The sequence below is a fragment of the Acinetobacter bouvetii DSM 14964 = CIP 107468 genome, assembly GCF_000368865.1.
GTDB classification, from domain to species: Bacteria; Pseudomonadota; Gammaproteobacteria; order Pseudomonadales; family Moraxellaceae; genus Acinetobacter; species Acinetobacter bouvetii.
In genome coordinates, this window is record NZ_KB849727.1 from 476,058 (window position 1) to 492,286 (window position 16,229).

Here is a 16,229-nt window from a genome sequence, read left to right on the forward strand (position 1 = left end):
CTTAGAGCCTTACAGTTTTTGTAAATCTTTCAATAAGCTGGCGACACGCAACGTATTCTCTTTTTTTCCTTTTTTTTCCAAGATGTTCTGTTCGATCCACCATAGATATTCAAAAATCTCTGTTTCATTTGAATTTTCTCGAATCAATTTAAATATATTCGGAAGATAATCATCATATTCATCACGCATTGCAGGAATATGCCGAATCCGAAGCGGATCCCATTCTTTAAGCAAAATTTTATGTATCGCATGCAGCAGTGTTGCATCACGCGTATGTTCCACATCCATAAAACTGCCACTCCTGTATTTTTTTTAATAAAAAATCATATTCTTAGAATCAAGAAAGTTCCTTTTGGCATAAACTGAAAAATTCTATTTTTTTGTATAATACCTAGGCCGTATAAGATTAATATCTGTTTTTTCATTAGTTTTTTATAGACTGAATTAATATATATCAATTTTCAAATTATATATTCACCAATTTTCAACACTTTAAATAAATTTTAAGCCAAAAATGTAAGGTGTTTTTTATTTTATTGCAGAAATGTGAATTTACTCAATATCTTTACACTTAATTTCTACCCTGCAGTCACTTTTTTTTGCATTTATTATAACTCTCAGCGATTTCTATTCAATTGACCGAATGCAGCCTTTCTATTTGAGCTTTTTCAGGATAAATTCCATAATATCTTCACATTAAATAATTTGCTATGAGCACTGCATTTCCAGACACTATTTATGCCGTTCAACATCTTGCATTTGAGGATTTAGGCGCATTAGAAGATGTATTTTATCAGCAGGGTTTTCGTGTCCGCTATTTTGAGGCTGGCGTAGATGATTTGACCAAAGCCTTTGAGCATCCCGGTCTGACCATTATTTTAGGCGGCCCTATCGGTGTGTATGAAACAGCAGACTATCCTTTTCTTCAGCAGGAAATAGACTTGCTCAAAGCCCGCTTAGAGCAGAATTTACCGACTGTCGGCATTTGCCTAGGCGCGCAGCTGATTGCCCATGCCTTAGGCGCAAAAGTCTATGCAGGCCACGCTAAAGAAATTGGCTGGAGTAAACTGCAGCTGTCCAGCCAAGCCAACAATATTTTATCTCCGCTGGAAGGCACTCCTGTGCTGCATTGGCATGGCGACACCTTTGATTTACCTGAACAGGCAGAACTTCTTGCCAGCTCAGAATTGTATCCCAACCAGGCCTTCCGCAAAGGCAATCAAATTTTAGCATTGCAGTTCCATATAGAAGCTGCCGCAGACAGCATGGAAAAATGGCTGATTGGCCATACTTGCGAGCTGCGCAAAGCAAATCTTGATATCCCGGCCTTGCGTCAAAACAACAGCCTTTTCGCATCCGCATTGGAAGATAAAGCCGCGGCAATATTTTCACAGTGGCTGAAAACATTAATCGAGCGCTAGCGCTGTCCATGGAAAACCTGCCTAGACTTTCATAGCGTCAGGTTTTCCAGTCTCCCTAATCATGATTGCAATCCGTCATTTGACTTTCTTTTTTTGTTAAAAAATCATATAAAGTTTTATCTTCAAATGGCTTTGCTCAAATGACACCTTTAATCAGTATCGCCCTTATTCATTTTTTTGCATTGATCAGCCCAGGTCCGGACTTTTTCTTTGTGACTCAAAGCGCCATCCGCCAATCGCGCACTCATGCACTATTTGCGGCCTTAGGCATTTCACTCAGTATTTTGGCATGGTCAATATGCGCGATGAGCGGCCTGCATTACCTATTTCAAAAAATGGCATGGCTGCAGCAGGTCTTAATGATCTGCGGCGGTTTATATCTCTGCTATTTGGGCGTGCAGCTGTTTAAATCAGCATACAGCAAAACTGGCCCTGCTGTTGATGCTGCGGAAGCACAGAAAGAGCAAAAGTCCTGCAAAACCCTCCTCATGCAGGGCTTCTTTACCAATATGGCCAATCCTAAAGCGCTGGTGTATTTCAGCAGTGTATTTGCTTTAGCGATTAATACAGATGCAACGCTTGCCCAGCAAAGCTCTTTGCTGATTTTAATCTTCACCGAAAGCCTCTTATGGTTTGCATTGGTTGCGATTCTTTTCTCTGCGCCTAAAATCAATCATTACTATCAAAAATTCAGTAAAAAAATTGACGGCATTACGGGCGGTATTTTTATCAGTTTTGGATGCATGCTGATCTTAAATCGTGATTAGTTTTTTAAAATTTTCAAAATAAAAAAGCACCTGTTCAGGTGCTTTTTCGTTTTAATTGAGGGAAATTAAAACTTATTTTGCGGCAGTTTTCGCAGCAGGAACAGAAGCTTCGGTTGTAATGCTGACTGTGATTTTGTCGCCTACGTTTGGAACATATGCGCCTACGCCAAATGCAGAACGGTTAAATGAAGTCGTTGCATTAAAGCCGACAGTTTCCGCTTTAGTCATCGGATGTACACCCTGCTTATTCAATACAGCATCTAAAACTACAGGCTTAGTTACATCTTTTACAGTTAGATTGCCTGTGATTTTGTATTTATTTTTACTGATGGCCTGAACTTTAGTACTTTGGAATGTAATGTTCGGGTATTTCGCAGCGTCAAAAAAGTCCGCAGTTTTCAAATGCTCATCCAGCGCTTTTACATTGGTATTCAAGCTAGACAAAGGAATAGTCACATTTACTGATGAATTTGCAGGCTTCGCATTATCCACATTAATTGTGCCTTGAATATCGCTGAAATTCGCTGATGGTGTTGAAAAACCAAAATGATTCCAAGTAAATACCGTTGCGGTATGTGTTGGATCAATTTGGTATGCAACAGGTTTAGCCACTGTTAATGTTGTTGCTGACGCGACTGCTAAACCGATTGCTAATACTTTAAAGTTCATGTTTTTATCTCACTTTTGAATACGATTAAGTCTATAGATTTTTTTACGCATTGCACCGTTAAAGATAAAACGTTTTGTTGCATATGTAGAACGATAAATTTGTAAACGCCAGCAGCTTTATGCTGCCTGGCCCATTACATGCGGTATTGTATAAATCCTGTCTTTTTCGCTACTCGGTCGTAGAGTTTTTGCGCAGTTTGATTTGTTTCATGCGTCAGCCAATATACCCGGTCACATTGACGCACCATGGCTTCATCATAAACATGCTGAATCAGTCTCCGCGCGACGCCTTGCCCGCGGAAATCTTCATGGGTATATAAATCCTGCAAATAGGCATACGGCCTAAGCGTCCAGCAGCTGTCATGCTAAATCACATGCACAATAGCTATGGCCTGATTTTCACTGATCGCGGCAAAGCCTTACATATGCGGTGTGTCAGCACTGCATAGCTTCTTCCAGGTATTGCAGCTGACCTCTTCTGAAAGTTTTGCGCCATAAAATGTTTGATAGCTCTGCCATAGCGGCATCCATTGTTCTTTGCTGATGCACTGCAGCGGCTGGATTTCAATTGCTTGCTTCATATCTTCTTTCCATACCTTTTTTAATCTATGTCCTGTTTCATTTGCTTTAAAAACTTAATTTCAACCGCTGCATTGTGAGCTGCAATCTTTTTCATGATTTTGAATGTTTTAAGTTTCAATTCTTGAATTGAATCATCTTATTGTTTCTCATCATATTCCCGATTTTAGGAAACTGTTTACTGCGCAGGCAAGTTTTTTCATGTCAATTTTTCTTTATGATTTTGACATCAGCACAATTTAACAAACAGCATTCATAACCTTGGAGAATTTCATGTCAGAACAAGAAACAGCTCAATCCGCAGCCTTAAACGCCATTGAAAAGGCACTGGCGACCAAAGCGCCGAAAGACGTCGTGCAGGCTTTTTTATTAAATACCGCAAAAGAGTCCGTGGCTTATGCCGCAGAAAAATTAATTGCTGAAAATGCGGATTATGTATCCTTGAATTTCAGCAATCCTGAACTGAAAAAATTGAACCCTGGGCAGGTTCCAGCCAAGGCCGTGACGTCTATATTTACACTTTTTCCAATGTAGGCACTTACTGGAATATTGACGATTTTCAAGTAACGGATATGATTTCTGAAAATGAAACTGTAGCCGTATTTGGTCAATTTACCTATACCTCTGTGCATGCCCAAAATACCTTCACGTTCCCCTTTGCCATTAAAGCTGTCGTCAAAGATGGCCTCATTACTTATTTCCAATTTATGGAAGATACTTACGCTTCGGCTACGTCGTTCCGTGTTGGCGGAGAATGGATCATTCAGCAAGATTCAGACAGCACAAAGAATTTTAGTGTGTCTAAAAATTCTTAACACATTTTTTGAAATTTTAAAGCTCCTTAAGGGGAGCTTTTTTTAACAAAAAACATCACTTTAAATCCAATGGCTGCATCGCTAATCTTGGCCAGCCTTTGTATATTAAAATGAATAACATGAGAACAGCACAAATATTATGATTCATAGCGCACTCGCCCAAAGCACCACAACACCTTACCGCGTTACCCTGACAGACCCGCAAGGCCATACGTGGCATGTTGATGAACCGGCAGCAAAAGGCGGACAAGATTCTGCGCCTAATCCAGTGCAGCTGCTGCTTTCTGCACTCGGCGCCTGCACTACCGTAACTTTACAGATGTATGCAGATAACAAAGGCATCCAGATTGATCATGTTGAAGTGCATCTGCAGCTCAATCCTGAAGCCGGCCAGAACATCATTGTGCGTAAAATTGTCTTAAAAGGCGACTTTAATGAGGAGCAGCATAAACGCTTGCTGAAAGTTGCAGAAAATTGCCCGATTCATAAGCTGCTGACGTCAAATATTCAGATTCAAACTGAACTTTTAATTTAATTTTTGCTTGGCATTCCGGAATGCCAAGCAAAAATTAAAGCCCCAAATGGGGCTTTTCTACCTTCAGCGCTTAAAGCTTTTCTACCAAAATACGGTCAACTTGCTTTAACCCTGTATGCTTTTCATGATTCTTGCGGCGAATTTTAATGACTTTGTCTTCCTGCAAATCCTGCAGCATCAGCTCAACCGCCATCATCGCGTCAAGTTCTAAATCAGCGCCAATCCATTTTTGCTCACCCGCATCCATTAGAACGATTTCATCATTAATTTGATCGTAAAGGCTCATTTCTTCCTCACTCTGGCAAATACTGCCAATTCTGCTGGATACTTCAATGAATAAATTAATTCTAAACCTTTGTTTTAAATCATTCGTTGAAATATCGTTATCTAAACATAAAAAAGACGCCCCAATGTTCGGGGCGCCTTTTTGCCAGTTAATCTTAAGCGATTAAGCTGTAATTTCTTTTACCGCTGCAACAACTGCATCAGCCGTAATACCAAAGTATTGGTACAAGTCTTTTGCAGGCGCAGACTCACCGTAAGTGGTCATACCGATCACTTTGCCGTCTAAACCAACAAATTTCCACCAGTAATCCACATGTGCAGCTTCAACCGCAACACGCGCACGGATTGCAGATGGAAGTACCGCTTCACGGTATGCCGCATCTTGCTTCACAAATTCTTCAGCACATGGCATAGAAACCACACGCACGCCGTCTAATTGAGCGTAAGCATCCATGGCCAATGAAACTTCTGAACCTGTTGCAATGATGATAGCTTTTAATTCGCCTTTTTCTTTCGCTAGCACATAACCGCCTTTGGCAACGTCAGCAATTTGATCTGCTGTGCGTGTTTGGAATGGCAAGTTTTGACGAGAGAAGATCAATGCAGTCGGACCTTCGCTGCGGGTTAAAGCAGATTTCCAAGAAATAGAGGCTTCAACTGTGTCACATGGACGCCAAGTATTTAAGTTTGGTGTACCGCGTAAAGATGCGATCTGCTCCACAGGCTGGTGTGTAGGGCCATCTTCACCTAGACCGATTGAGTCATGAGTATATACATGAATCACACGCTGTTTCATCAATGCAGACATACGCACTGCATTACGCGCATATTCCATAAACATCAGGAATGTTGCAACGTAAGGAATGAAACCGCCGTGCAGCGCAACACCATTGGCGATTGCAGTCATACCAAACTCACGTACACCGTAGTGAACATAGTTGCCTGCCGGATTAGTTTCAACGCCTTCTGCGCCTTTCCAAAGGGTCAAGTTAGAACCCGCAAGGTCAGCAGAACCGCCTAGAATTTCAGGAAGCAATGGTGCAAATGCCTGAATCGCATTTTGACTTGCTTTACGCGTCGCAATGGTTTCCGCCTTTGCATTCACTTCAGCAATATACGCATCCGCCTGTGCCAAGAATTCTGCAGGCAAATCACCATTTAAACGGCGCTTCAGTTCAGCAGCCTCAGCCGGATATTTTGCTGCATAAGCCGCAAAAGTTTCATTCCAAGCCGCTTCAGACGCAGTACCTTTGGCTTTAGCATCCCAAGCTGCATATACATCAGCAGGAATTTCAAACGGGCCTTCCGTCCAGCCTAATGCTTCACGAGTCAAAGCAATTTCGTCATTGCCCAGCGGCGCACCGTGGCAATCTTCTTTACCTTGTTTGTTTGGAGAACCTAAACCGATAATGGTTTTACAAATAACCAATGTCGGTTTTGCAGTTTCAGCTTGCGCTTCAACAGTTGCCGCACGCAAAGCATCGCTGTCGTGGCCATCAACTTTAATCACTTGCCAGCCGTATGCCAAGAAGCGCTGTTCTGTATCGTCAGAGAACCAGCCTTCTACTTCACCGTCAATCGAGATGCCGTTGTCGTCATAGTAAGCAATCAATTTGCCTAGGCCCAAAGTACCCGCCAATGAACACGCTTCGTGTGAAACACCTTCCATCAAGCAGCCATCGCCCAAGAAGCAGTAAGTAAAGTGATCTACAACTTTGATATCTTCTTTATTGAATTGCGCTGCTAACGTTTTTTCAGCAAGTGCAAAACCCACGGCATTAGCAATACCCTGACCCAATGGACCTGTTGTTGTTTCGATACCCGGCGCATAGCCAAGTTCTGGATGACCTGGAGTTTTTGAGTGCAACTGACGGAAAGATTTTAAATCTTCGATAGAAAGATCATAACCGGTTAAATGCAATAGCGCATATTGCAGCATAGAGCCATGGCCGTTAGACAATACAAAACGGTCGCGGTTTGCCCATTGCGGATTTGTTGGGTTGTGGTTCAAAAATTCACGCCAAACGACATCAGCGATATCTGCCATCCCCATTGGCGCGCCTGGATGGCCTGAATTAGCCTTTTGCACAGCATCCATTGCCAATACACGAATTGCGTTTGCAATCCGGCGTTCATTAAGTGGGGTTGTCATAGGTCAGCGTCCAAATAAATCGTTTAAAAGAATAAAATGAATAACAATTCAAAACTGCCGTACATTGTCTTAAAAAAAGCGTACAGGGTAAAGACTAAGGTCGAATTTTTCACGAATAAATCGTAATCAAAACCCTCTTCGTTCAGTTGTTGAACAGCTTTCCACTGCAATCAGCAGCAGAACTCATTTTTTTCTATTTTATACAGAATATTTAAAAATATTCGCTGAAACAGCAGCTTAAAACAACTTAAACACCAATATCACCTCTTTAAAGTTACGCCATACCGCTAAAAATTTTAATGAAATAACAATAATTTAAGGTATAAATGAATAAAATTCATTTTTTACCGTAAAAGGTGAGCAATATCTGATGCGCGCTCAATCTTCCCAATTCACAGATAAAAGAAATTCACAGAAAAGTTAAATTTAAATATTATATTTCAATTAATTATGAAACATAATTCAGAATTATCCTGTCAAAAACAGCCAAAACGCGATAATTTTAAAGCAGCTCTAGCTCTACAGTGAATTGCTCCTTTCAACGTGTTTATCAATTTTTTAGATGCTCATATCAAATAAAAAGTCAATAAATTGAAATAAATTCACCCATTTTGATCGTCTTGCGCTAGTCCTTTAAAGCAACTCGATGTAACATATCGCGTCTTTTAAATTTAACTGTGATAGGACTTATGCGCGAGTACGCTGTATTTACCTCGGAATCTGTAAGCGAAGGCCATCCAGATAAAATGGCTGACCAAATCAGTGATGCTATTCTGGATGCAATCTTAAAAGAAGACCCTTATGCACGGGTTGCTTGTGAAACGCTTGTAAAAACAGGTGCTGTAGTACTTGCTGGTGAAATCACAACAACTGCCAACGTTGACTTTGAAGCAATCGTTCGCCATACCGTAAATGGCATTGGCTATCATCACACTGACTTGGGTTTTGATGGTTCAACTTGCGCCGTGATCAACATGATCGGCAAGCAGTCTCCTGAAATTGCACAGGGTGTAGACCGTCAAAAACCTGAAGATCAAGGCGCGGGCGACCAAGGCTTAATGTTCGGTTATGCAAGCCGCGAAACTGATGTTTTAATGCCTGCCCCGATTTCATATGCTCACCGCTTAATGGAAAAGCAAGCAGAATTGCGCCGCAACGGCACACTGCCTTGGTTGCGTCCAGATGCAAAAAGCCAAGTGACTTTTGCTTATGAAAATGGCAAGCCTGTACGCTTAGATGCTGTTGTGCTTTCAACTCAGCACGATCCTGAAATTTCTCAATCCAACCTTAAAGAAGCGGTGATTGAAGAAATCGTCAAGAAAATTATTCCAGCTGAAATGTTTCATGCGGGCACTAAATTCCACATCAACCCAACGGGGCTGTTTGTGATTGGCGGTCCTGTAGGCGACTGCGGTTTAACGGGCCGTAAAATCATTGTCGATACTTACGGCGGCATGGCGCGCCATGGCGGCGGCGCTTTCTCGGGTAAAGATCCATCGAAAGTTGACCGCTCTGCTGCATACGCTGGCCGTTATGTAGCCAAAAACATTGTGGCTGCCGGTCTTGCTGACAAATGTGAAATTCAAGTGTCTTATGCGATTGGCGTTGCTGAACCGACATCTATTTCAATCAACACATTCAACACTGGCAAAGTGTCCGATGAATTGATTGTTCAATTGGTTCGTGAGCATTTTGACCTTCGCCCATATGGCATTACCCGCATGCTTGACCTCATTCAGCCAATGTATAAACAAACTGCGGCATATGGCCACTTCGGCCGTGAAGGTTCAGATACTGCATTTACATGGGAAAAAACAGACAAAGTTGAAGCGCTTAAAGCATCTGCTGGCCTTTAATTTTTCTTGCCGTCCCTAAAGCCTGCATTTATGTAGGCTTTTTTATCGCCTCAATTTATCTGTGCGTTCAAAATTTGACTCAAATTCCCTAAAAAATACCAATCTAAAACAAAATGACTGTGAATTTATCATGCATTGTTCTGATGAAGAATTGCATATCGTCATGGCAGCCTTTCCCTACTTTCAGTACCCCCATGCTGTCAAATAAACTGAATACACAGTGAATCTGACTTTACAAAGTGTTGATAGCATCCTTGAGAGTTGCAATTGCCAAACGCAGCAACTGGATAAATGATGGCGGCATTCGGCAGATGCTGCCATCGCGGTAAAAGTTTTACTGAATGACTGGATCAAAAATGTCTATGCATCAATTTTATTGCCAGCAACAATTGAAGTTTTAATGCGATTTAGATTCTTAGAATAGATAAAGAGGTCAACACTAAAAAATAAAAAATTACACTTAATCAACAATTTTCGTTCAGATCTTGATTGTTCTTTCGGCTAATATATTTTTCAGCCCATGCTACGGGCATAACAAAAAGAGGAATAACACAATGAATAAATTACTTGTTGCTTTAGGCTTGGCCGCTACTGTTGCGCTTGTAGGCTGTAACAAAGAAAAAGCGCCTGAAACCGGCGCGACTACTGGTGAACATTTAGAAAATGCAGCCAGCCAAGCAACTCATGACATTAAGAATGCAGCAGATCATGCCGCATCTGAAACTACAGCCGCTGCTGATCACGCTGCAGCTAAAATTGATGCAGCAGCTGATGAAGCGGCTGCTAAAACTGAGGCCGCTGCTCATGATGTAAAAGAAGTCACTAAAGAAGCAACGGCTGATGCCGCCGCCGCTGTTGAAAAAGGTGCAGCTGACGTGAAAGAAAAAGCGCAGCACTAAATCAGTTTCATAAAAAAGCCTTCTTTATGAAGGCTTTTTTTTCATCAAATCAGAGTTGTGAGCTTGCATCCTCAACTTAATTATGTTCTTTATACAATAAATGAACGCCACGAGTACGCTTCATGCCATTATCACATCATAGTGAAAAACATTATATTCATCGCACTGGCTGGCTCCGCGCAGCAGTATTGGGTGCAAACGACGGCATTATTTCAGTCACCAGCCTTATTATGGGCATGGCTGCCAGCGGCGCATCATCACATACCTTACTCATCACGTGTGTTGCAGGATTAATCTCTGGCGCAAGCTCAATGGCGGCTGGCGAATATATTTCAGTCAAGTCTCAAGTTGATATTGAAGAAGCTGACCTTCACATGGAAGCCAAAGAACTGGAAAAAAATCCGCACCATGAATTAAAGGAGCTGACCCAAATCTATATTCTCCGCGGTTTGACTCCGGAACTGGCACATGAGGTTGCACTGCAATTAACAGAAAAAGATGCATTAGAAGCACATGCCCGTGATGAAATCGGCATTCATGAAAACACCTCCGCCAATCCTTTGCAGGCAGCAGGTTCATCCGCACTGGCATTCTCCGTTGGCGCACTATTTCCAATGTTTTCCATATTGCTTAGCCCAGATCAATATATATCTGTCAGTGTGATGATTGTAGGCATATTATCCCTTGCATGCCTTGGCGCACTTTCCAGTTATGCTGCAGGGACACCTCTGCTCAAAGGCGCTATCCGGGTTACTGCATGGGGAATCGCGGCGATGCTGTTTTCCAGCTGGATAGGTTCTTTATTCAATGTTTCAGCAATGCCGTAGGTAAACCATGATAAGCAGCCAGCGCTCCATTATCCCAAGCTAAATGTATATTTCTGCAATGGGTTAGGGGGTTAAAGCCCCGCGCAAGTTGCAGCCAAAACCCATCCCCAGCTGCGCTTGCTTATATGTTGTATGCTCTTCCAAAATAAAGGTATAGAAAGCGTCTGCATTGGCAAATTTGCTTTTCAGGTTAGATGCAGGCGCATTGTTCATCTTCACCCCATCAAGCTGATTCAAATTAAAATGCCCTAAACGGTACAGCTCATTGAAATAAGCGTTCATCATTTTACAATAAGCTTCTTTGCTGGGTTTTAACGAAGTCGAACTGACTGTATGTAAATTCAGGGTTTTTAAATTATTCACATCTAAAACCGATTGATCTGAAAAAGCCAAACTTTCTGCCTGCTTAAAGCGCTTAAAATCTTCAGAAAATTGCATATTCAGCTGATTGATTTTCTGCTGTAAATCTTGCGCATCTTTGGCTGCATATGCTGCTTCATTCACCGCCGGCTGTTGCGGCTCTTGATTGGAACACGCCGTAAATAGCGCACTGGAAAATACTGCAGCAGCGGCAATTCGCTTCATATCTACCCTAAATTTAATTTCAATCTTGCGCGCCATTATGCCTGAAATCGCATATTTGAACAGGGAAACTCCATGTTCAGCAAAGCTTCGCAGCGGCTATTTTCAATATAGCCAATACCCTGCCCTTAAATTTGGAGCTCACCATACAGCAACTGTCAGCAAGCGTCCTATATATTATTCTCCGAAAAAATAGCGAATATAATTTGCTTAATGCACGCTCCTTGGGCAAAGTGAAGAGATACAAGGAGATAAGTGCATGAGCTTATTAAAACATTTGGGCATTAAACACCCAATTTTTTTAGCGCCAATGGCGGGCGTTTCAACACCTGAACTGGCCGCGGAAGTTTCCAATCAAGGCGGTTTAGGCGCTTTAGGCTTAGGCGCCAGTACGGTGTCCTCTGCACGGGATCAAATTTTAAAAACACAAGCACTGACAGATCAGCCTTTTCAAGTTAATTTTTTCTGCCATCAGCCCGCGGTTTTAGATCCGCATAAGGCTCAGCAATGGATTGACTACCTTAAACCCCAATTCAATACATACGGCGCAATGCCTCCGGCACAGCTGAATTGTATCTACCCAAGCTTTTTAGATAATGATGACTTTTTACAGCTGATCTTGGAAACACGCCCTCAAGCCGTCAGTTTCCATTTTGGCATACCGCATGCACATCAGATTCTGGCTTTAAAGTCCGCGGGCATTCTGACCATGGTTTCCGCAACAAATTTGGCGGAAGCTCTAGCAATTGAAGCGGCAGGCATCGATATCATTATTGCGCAAGGCATAGAAGCTGGCGGACACCGGGGCATCTTCAATGAAAGCTTTGACAGCAGTGTCAGAACTGCTGATTTAGTTCAATTATTTAAACAGCATTGTCAGCTGCCAATCGTGGCAGCCGGCGGAATTATGTCAGGCCAGCAGGCAAAGGGTTTGCTTAATTTGGGCGCAGATGGCGTACAGCTTGGCACTGCATTTGTTCAATGCAAAAGCTCCAACGCCAATGGCGCCTATCGCAAAGCGCTGTTTGACCAGCCAATCACCCAAATCACAGCCAGTATTTCAGGCCGCCCTGCGCGGGGATTAATCAATCATTGGCACATGGATATTGATACGCCCGACAGACCGTCAGTTCCCGCTTATCCTTATGCCTATGATATCGGCAAACAGCTGCATGCAGCCGCATCACAGCAAGGCGATCATGGTTTTGGCGCATTCTGGGCCGGCAGCAATGTAGCGCAGATCCGTGAATTAGAGGCGGCTGACCTGATTAATCAGCTGGTGCTGGAAATGAATTTTGCCTGAGCGCCAGCTTGTATTTTTGACAGCTATTCAGCTGAAAATAGCCGGTTCTGTTTTCAGCATTTTTTCATCAGCAATTGAAAACTGTCGATTTATTTATGCAAAAACAGCAAAAGGAATTGCAAAACTTGGTCACAAGGTAAACCTAAGTTTTTAAAATATTGAAAAATACCTAAAAATAGGGATACCGCATTTCGTTATAATTATGTAAATTTAGACACAATAATTTAAATAAAAGTTCAACACTATGGCTATCGCTCTGCTTGCATTGGTTTTAATCGGTTTCTCAGCGGATACAGCGATGCATATTAAGGCAGACCATGCTGCCGCCAGCAATTCATCTGTGCAATTGAGCCCAGAAAAGGTCAAAACGGATCCAGCCGCACAAAGTCAAACTGACGCATTGGCTAAAATTGAAGCTCCGCCTCAAAACATAAAATAAATGATGCAATGTATGCCAATGATTTTTTAAACCTCTTTAGGCATAAGAATAGATGCTGTTCAAAAATTAATGATCCAATAAATTTACAGCTTCTGCTTGCACATCACTCATAATTTCGCCATGCGCTAAAAGATGGTCAAAATATTCTTCAACAACTTTGTATTGATCGGCTGTGGATTCCACCTTGTACATATTTTGACGGAATTCATTGCTGGAACGCAGGCCTTTGGTATACCAGGCAATATGCTTGCGCGAAATCCGGCAGCCTGAGTATTCGCCATAAAACTCATACAGCTCGCTTAAATGGCCAAGCAATACAGTTTTGACTTCTTCAATATTAGGTGCAGTCAAATACTCGCCTGTTTCCAGATAATGGGCAATTTCACGGAAAATCCACGGACGCCCCTGCGCAGCGCGGCCAATCATCACGGCATCCGCACCTGTATAATCCAGCACATATTTAGCTTTTTCAGGGCTGTCAATATCGCCATTGGCAATCACTGGAATGTTCAGCATGCTTTTCACGTCTTTAATCAGCGAATAGCGAGCCGTGTTTAAATACATGTCTTCACGGGTCCGGCCATGCAAGGCTAAGGCGGCAATACCCGCTTCTTCTGCGCGCTTTGCAACACGCATAATATTTTCATGTCCATTTAAATAGCCCAAGCGTGTTTTCAGCGTGACCGGAACATCTACAGCTGCCACAACCGTATCCAAGATACGCGCAACCAAATCTTCATCCTGCAGCAAAGCGGAACCTGCCAGCTTATTGCAGACTTTTTTTGCAGGGCAGCCCATATTAATATCAACAATCTGCGCACCATTAGCAACTTGATAGCGCGCTGCTTCAGCAAGCTCTTGCGGATCTGAACCGGCAATTTGCGCTGAAATTGGCGCAATTTCACCATCAAAATTCGCGCGGTATAAACTCTTTTTGCTCATACGCAGCGTTTTATCTGCAGTCATCATTTCACTGACTGCATGGCCTGCACCAAAGTATTTGCACAATGTTCTGAATGGGCGGTCAGTGACGCCCGCCATCGGCGCAACCCATAGTTTTTTCCCAATAGGTTTATCAAACAATTCTTTGATTACAATATGCTGAGTCATGCAAAAGTGTCCACGCGCGATGATGATGCTGTACGTTGTGCAAAATGCCTTGCTGAATGGCCAAATAGAAAACGCCGTTTTCTAAATAGCCTGCAAAGGAAACCGCCATGCTGATATACAAGCAAAGAGAACGTGACAGCCCTTGAAGGAGAAATTTCAATGGGAAGCAAGTCTAAAACTTTCTGCACAAAAACTCTAGCCAATGCTGAGCAAATATAATAAGCCCTGACTGTGAAAGTTTTGGATGCAGCAGTCAGGACATTCAGCCAAGCGATTCAAAATTTAAGTTTCAATGCGCACAATTTTTCCCTGTTCATCATGATGAACAATACTGATTTTCTGCTGGCGCCCTTGCTCCACTTCCTGTACAGGCACATTAAAATGATGCACATAATCGGTCATGGTTTTTTGCTGTGTTTTTTGCACAGTCTTAGCAGGCATATAGTTAGACCACAGCAGTAAAGCTGCTGCGCAGGCCAGCAATGCGGTTATGCCGTGCTCTAGGCCCAAACCAAAAGCGCCGAATAAATGCTGCAATACATGGTGCTTTTGCAGGCTGATGAAACCTGCAACCAGCAGCACCGGACGCCACAGCAGCAGCCATACCGCCCACATCACGGCCGTACTGGTACTGGATGCATAGCGCTTATGCCATGGCAGATGACGGCGCAAATCAATAATTAAGCCGTTATTTTTCATTTGTTTTATTCTCTAATGAATTGTTGATGCGTATGCCGCGGTCTGGACTGACCCAGCGCGCACGCTGCCCCGTACCTAATTTTAAAACTTTTGGAAAAGCCACAATGCTTGCGGTGATGGTAATCAGCCAAAATACAAAGGGGTACCAAATCATCCAATAATAATTCTTCGCTAAGGCGGGCTCATAACGGCTGTCCATCCATTTGCTGACCGCAAATTGGAGCAGGCAGGTTGCCCCCAGCAACATCCCCGTTCCATACGGCAAAAATGGTGAACCGACATCTCCAACACCGGTGATAGGCACAATAAAATGCACTAGCCAGACCACGGCCAAGAGGAGCATCAAATAGGACCAAACCAGAGTCAAAATAAGTTCCATCATCAACGGCCATAAGAAATTCAGCTGCGGCTTCATCAAGACATCAATATTTTTCAGCAGCACTTGCGCCCCGCCCATGGCCCAGCGCAGGCGCTGTTTCCATAAGCCATTCAATGTTTCAGGCATCAGGATCCAAACCAGTGCATTGGGTTCAAAATGGATATTCCAGCCTGCCCGCTGCAGCTTCCAAGTGATGTCGATATCTTCAGTCAGCATATCTGGCGACCAATATCCAACAGAGTGCACAGCGCTTTTACGAAAAGCGGTAATGACCCCCGATACCGTAAACAGCCTGCCAAAGCTTTGCTGCGCACGTTTAATCATGCCGACAATGGAGGAAAATTCACCGACCTGAATCCGCCCGATTAATGTGGAACGGGTGCGGATACGCGGATTTCCGGTTACAGCGGCCACGGTTTCATCTTCAAGAAAGTGGCGCATCATCCATGACGCCGCATGCGGGTCGAGCAGCGCATCACCATCAATGCCAATTAAATATTCGGCATCCGTCAATAAACTGCCCGCCTGCAAGGCCATCGCTTTGCCTTGGTTTTGCGCCAAATGCACCACGCGCAGCTTTTCATGCTGCAGGGCGAGGCGGTTTAAAACCTCTGCCGTATTGTCAGAACTGCCATCATTGATCGCAATCACTTCAAAATTCGGGTACTGCAGCGCCAGCGCATGGCTGAGTGTTTCTTCCGCATTGTCACCTTCATTAAAGCAAGGCACCAAAACTGCAACTTTGGGATATTCCGTTAAAGCTGCAGGCTGCTGATACGGCGGATCTTTGCGCTCTTTCCAGTAGAAAATCAGTGCCCCAACCATCCAAAGGTATGACATAAACAATGGATAATAAAAAACAAAGTGCAAAGCCGAATGCCAAAAATGCTGAAATGCCGACATAATCAATTC

At 43.1% G+C, this 16,229-nt stretch carries 19 protein-coding genes and 1 pseudogene; 11 read left to right on the plus strand and 9 right to left on the minus strand.

Going from position 1 to position 16,229, the window contains the following annotated elements; all coding sequences use genetic code 11:
* Positions 1–9 precede the first annotated feature (9 nt).
* Complete coding sequence (locus F941_RS09255; protein ID WP_005010478.1) at positions 10–288, minus strand: hypothetical protein; 279 nt, start codon at positions 286–288, stop codon at positions 10–12.
* Between the two features lie 422 nt (positions 289–710).
* Between F941_RS09255 and F941_RS09260 the strand changes: the two genes are divergently transcribed.
* A complete protein-coding gene (locus tag F941_RS09260; protein ID WP_005010480.1) occupies positions 711–1,421 on the plus strand; it encodes a glutamine amidotransferase in 711 nt (236 codons plus the stop codon).
* A gap of 140 nt (positions 1,422–1,561) precedes the next feature.
* The gene (locus F941_RS09265) at positions 1,562–2,188 is read left to right on the plus strand and encodes a threonine export protein RhtC (RefSeq protein ID WP_005010482.1); all 627 of its coding nucleotides are present in this window, start codon (positions 1,562–1,564) and stop codon (positions 2,186–2,188) included.
* A 72-nt stretch (positions 2,189–2,260) separates the two neighbouring features.
* Here F941_RS09265 and F941_RS09270 read toward each other — a convergent pair whose 3' ends face one another.
* Both F941_RS09270 and F941_RS16230 read right to left on the minus strand, forming a co-directional pair.
* Complete coding sequence (locus tag F941_RS09270; protein ID WP_005010484.1) at positions 2,261–2,857, minus strand: YceI family protein; 597 nt, start codon at positions 2,855–2,857, stop codon at positions 2,261–2,263.
* Positions 2,858–2,991: 134 nt separating this feature from the next.
* Positions 2,992–3,438 (minus strand): annotated as a pseudogene (locus tag F941_RS16230) (GNAT family N-acetyltransferase).
* 271 nt (positions 3,439–3,709) lie between these two features.
* Between F941_RS16230 and F941_RS09280 the strand changes: the two are divergent.
* The 3 genes from F941_RS09280 (at position 3,710) to F941_RS09290 (ending at position 4,786) form a co-directional block, all read left to right on the plus strand.
* Positions 3,710–3,970, plus strand: a complete 261-nt coding sequence (locus F941_RS09280; protein ID WP_005010486.1) for a hypothetical protein — start codon at positions 3,710–3,712, stop codon at positions 3,968–3,970.
* Positions 3,971–4,008: 38 nt separating this feature from the next.
* Positions 4,009–4,251: a nuclear transport factor 2-like protein gene (locus F941_RS09285; protein WP_005010487.1), complete on the plus strand. Its 243-nt coding sequence runs from the start codon at positions 4,009–4,011 to the stop codon at positions 4,249–4,251.
* A gap of 139 nt (positions 4,252–4,390) precedes the next feature.
* Positions 4,391–4,786 (plus strand): OsmC family protein, encoded by a 396-nt coding sequence (locus F941_RS09290; protein ID WP_005010488.1) that lies wholly within the window; start codon positions 4,391–4,393, stop codon positions 4,784–4,786.
* Between the two features lie 70 nt (positions 4,787–4,856).
* On the opposite strand, the gene F941_RS09295 is transcribed toward F941_RS09290, so the two are convergent.
* Together F941_RS09295 and tkt are read right to left on the minus strand one after the other, a co-directional pair.
* A complete protein-coding gene (locus F941_RS09295; RefSeq protein WP_005010489.1) occupies positions 4,857–5,072 on the minus strand; it encodes a hypothetical protein in 216 nt (71 codons plus the stop codon).
* Positions 5,073–5,234: 162 nt separating this feature from the next.
* On the minus strand, positions 5,235–7,223 hold the full coding sequence (gene tkt, locus F941_RS09300) for a transketolase (RefSeq protein WP_005010490.1): 1,989 nt from the start codon (positions 7,221–7,223) through the stop codon (positions 5,235–5,237).
* A gap of 689 nt (positions 7,224–7,912) precedes the next feature.
* Here tkt and metK point away from each other — a divergent pair.
* The 3 genes from metK (at position 7,913) to F941_RS09315 (ending at position 10,805) form a co-directional block, all read left to right on the plus strand.
* A complete protein-coding gene (gene metK, locus F941_RS09305; RefSeq protein ID WP_005010491.1) occupies positions 7,913–9,079 on the plus strand; it encodes a methionine adenosyltransferase in 1,167 nt (388 codons plus the stop codon).
* A 554-nt stretch (positions 9,080–9,633) separates the two neighbouring features.
* Positions 9,634–9,978, plus strand: coding sequence for a hypothetical protein (locus tag F941_RS09310; RefSeq protein ID WP_005010492.1), 345 nt, complete (start codon positions 9,634–9,636; stop codon positions 9,976–9,978).
* Positions 9,979–10,100: 122 nt separating this feature from the next.
* Entirely contained in the window at positions 10,101–10,805 is a 705-nt protein-coding gene (locus F941_RS09315) for a VIT1/CCC1 transporter family protein (RefSeq protein WP_005010494.1), read from the plus strand.
* A 63-nt stretch (positions 10,806–10,868) separates the two neighbouring features.
* Here the strand turns inward: F941_RS09315 and F941_RS09320 are convergent, their stop codons facing one another.
* Complete coding sequence (locus tag F941_RS09320; protein ID WP_005010496.1) at positions 10,869–11,390, minus strand: hypothetical protein; 522 nt, start codon at positions 11,388–11,390, stop codon at positions 10,869–10,871.
* A 256-nt stretch (positions 11,391–11,646) separates the two neighbouring features.
* On the opposite strand from F941_RS09320, the gene F941_RS09325 reads away from it, so the two are divergent.
* The 3 genes from F941_RS09325 (at position 11,647) to F941_RS09330 (ending at position 13,129) form a co-directional block, all read left to right on the plus strand.
* The gene (locus F941_RS09325; RefSeq protein WP_005010497.1) at positions 11,647–12,690 is read left to right on the plus strand and encodes an NAD(P)H-dependent flavin oxidoreductase; all 1,044 of its coding nucleotides are present in this window, start codon (positions 11,647–11,649) and stop codon (positions 12,688–12,690) included.
* Positions 12,683–12,844 (plus strand): hypothetical protein, encoded by a 162-nt coding sequence (locus F941_RS16535; protein ID WP_018572987.1) that lies wholly within the window; start codon positions 12,683–12,685, stop codon positions 12,842–12,844. The genes F941_RS09325 and F941_RS16535 overlap by 8 nt, the downstream gene beginning before the upstream one ends.
* Positions 12,845–12,934: 90 nt before the next feature.
* Entirely contained in the window at positions 12,935–13,129 is a 195-nt protein-coding gene (locus F941_RS09330; protein ID WP_005010499.1) for a hypothetical protein, read from the plus strand.
* Between the two features lie 66 nt (positions 13,130–13,195).
* On the opposite strand, the gene dusB is transcribed toward F941_RS09330, so the two are convergent.
* From dusB to pgaC, 3 genes are all read right to left on the minus strand, one after another.
* Positions 13,196–14,239 carry a tRNA dihydrouridine synthase DusB gene (gene dusB / locus F941_RS09335; RefSeq protein WP_005010501.1) on the minus strand — a complete coding sequence of 348 codons (1,044 nt, stop codon included), beginning with the start codon at positions 14,237–14,239 and terminating at the stop codon, positions 13,196–13,198.
* A 282-nt stretch (positions 14,240–14,521) separates the two neighbouring features.
* On the minus strand, positions 14,522–14,938 hold the full coding sequence (gene pgaD, locus F941_RS09340) for a poly-beta-1,6-N-acetyl-D-glucosamine biosynthesis protein PgaD (protein ID WP_005010503.1): 417 nt from the start codon (positions 14,936–14,938) through the stop codon (positions 14,522–14,524).
* Positions 14,928–16,220 carry a poly-beta-1,6-N-acetyl-D-glucosamine synthase gene (pgaC, locus tag F941_RS09345; protein ID WP_005010504.1) on the minus strand — a complete coding sequence of 431 codons (1,293 nt, stop codon included), beginning with the start codon at positions 16,218–16,220 and terminating at the stop codon, positions 14,928–14,930. The genes pgaD and pgaC overlap by 11 nt, the downstream gene beginning before the upstream one ends.
* Positions 16,221–16,229: the final 9 nt, after the last annotated feature.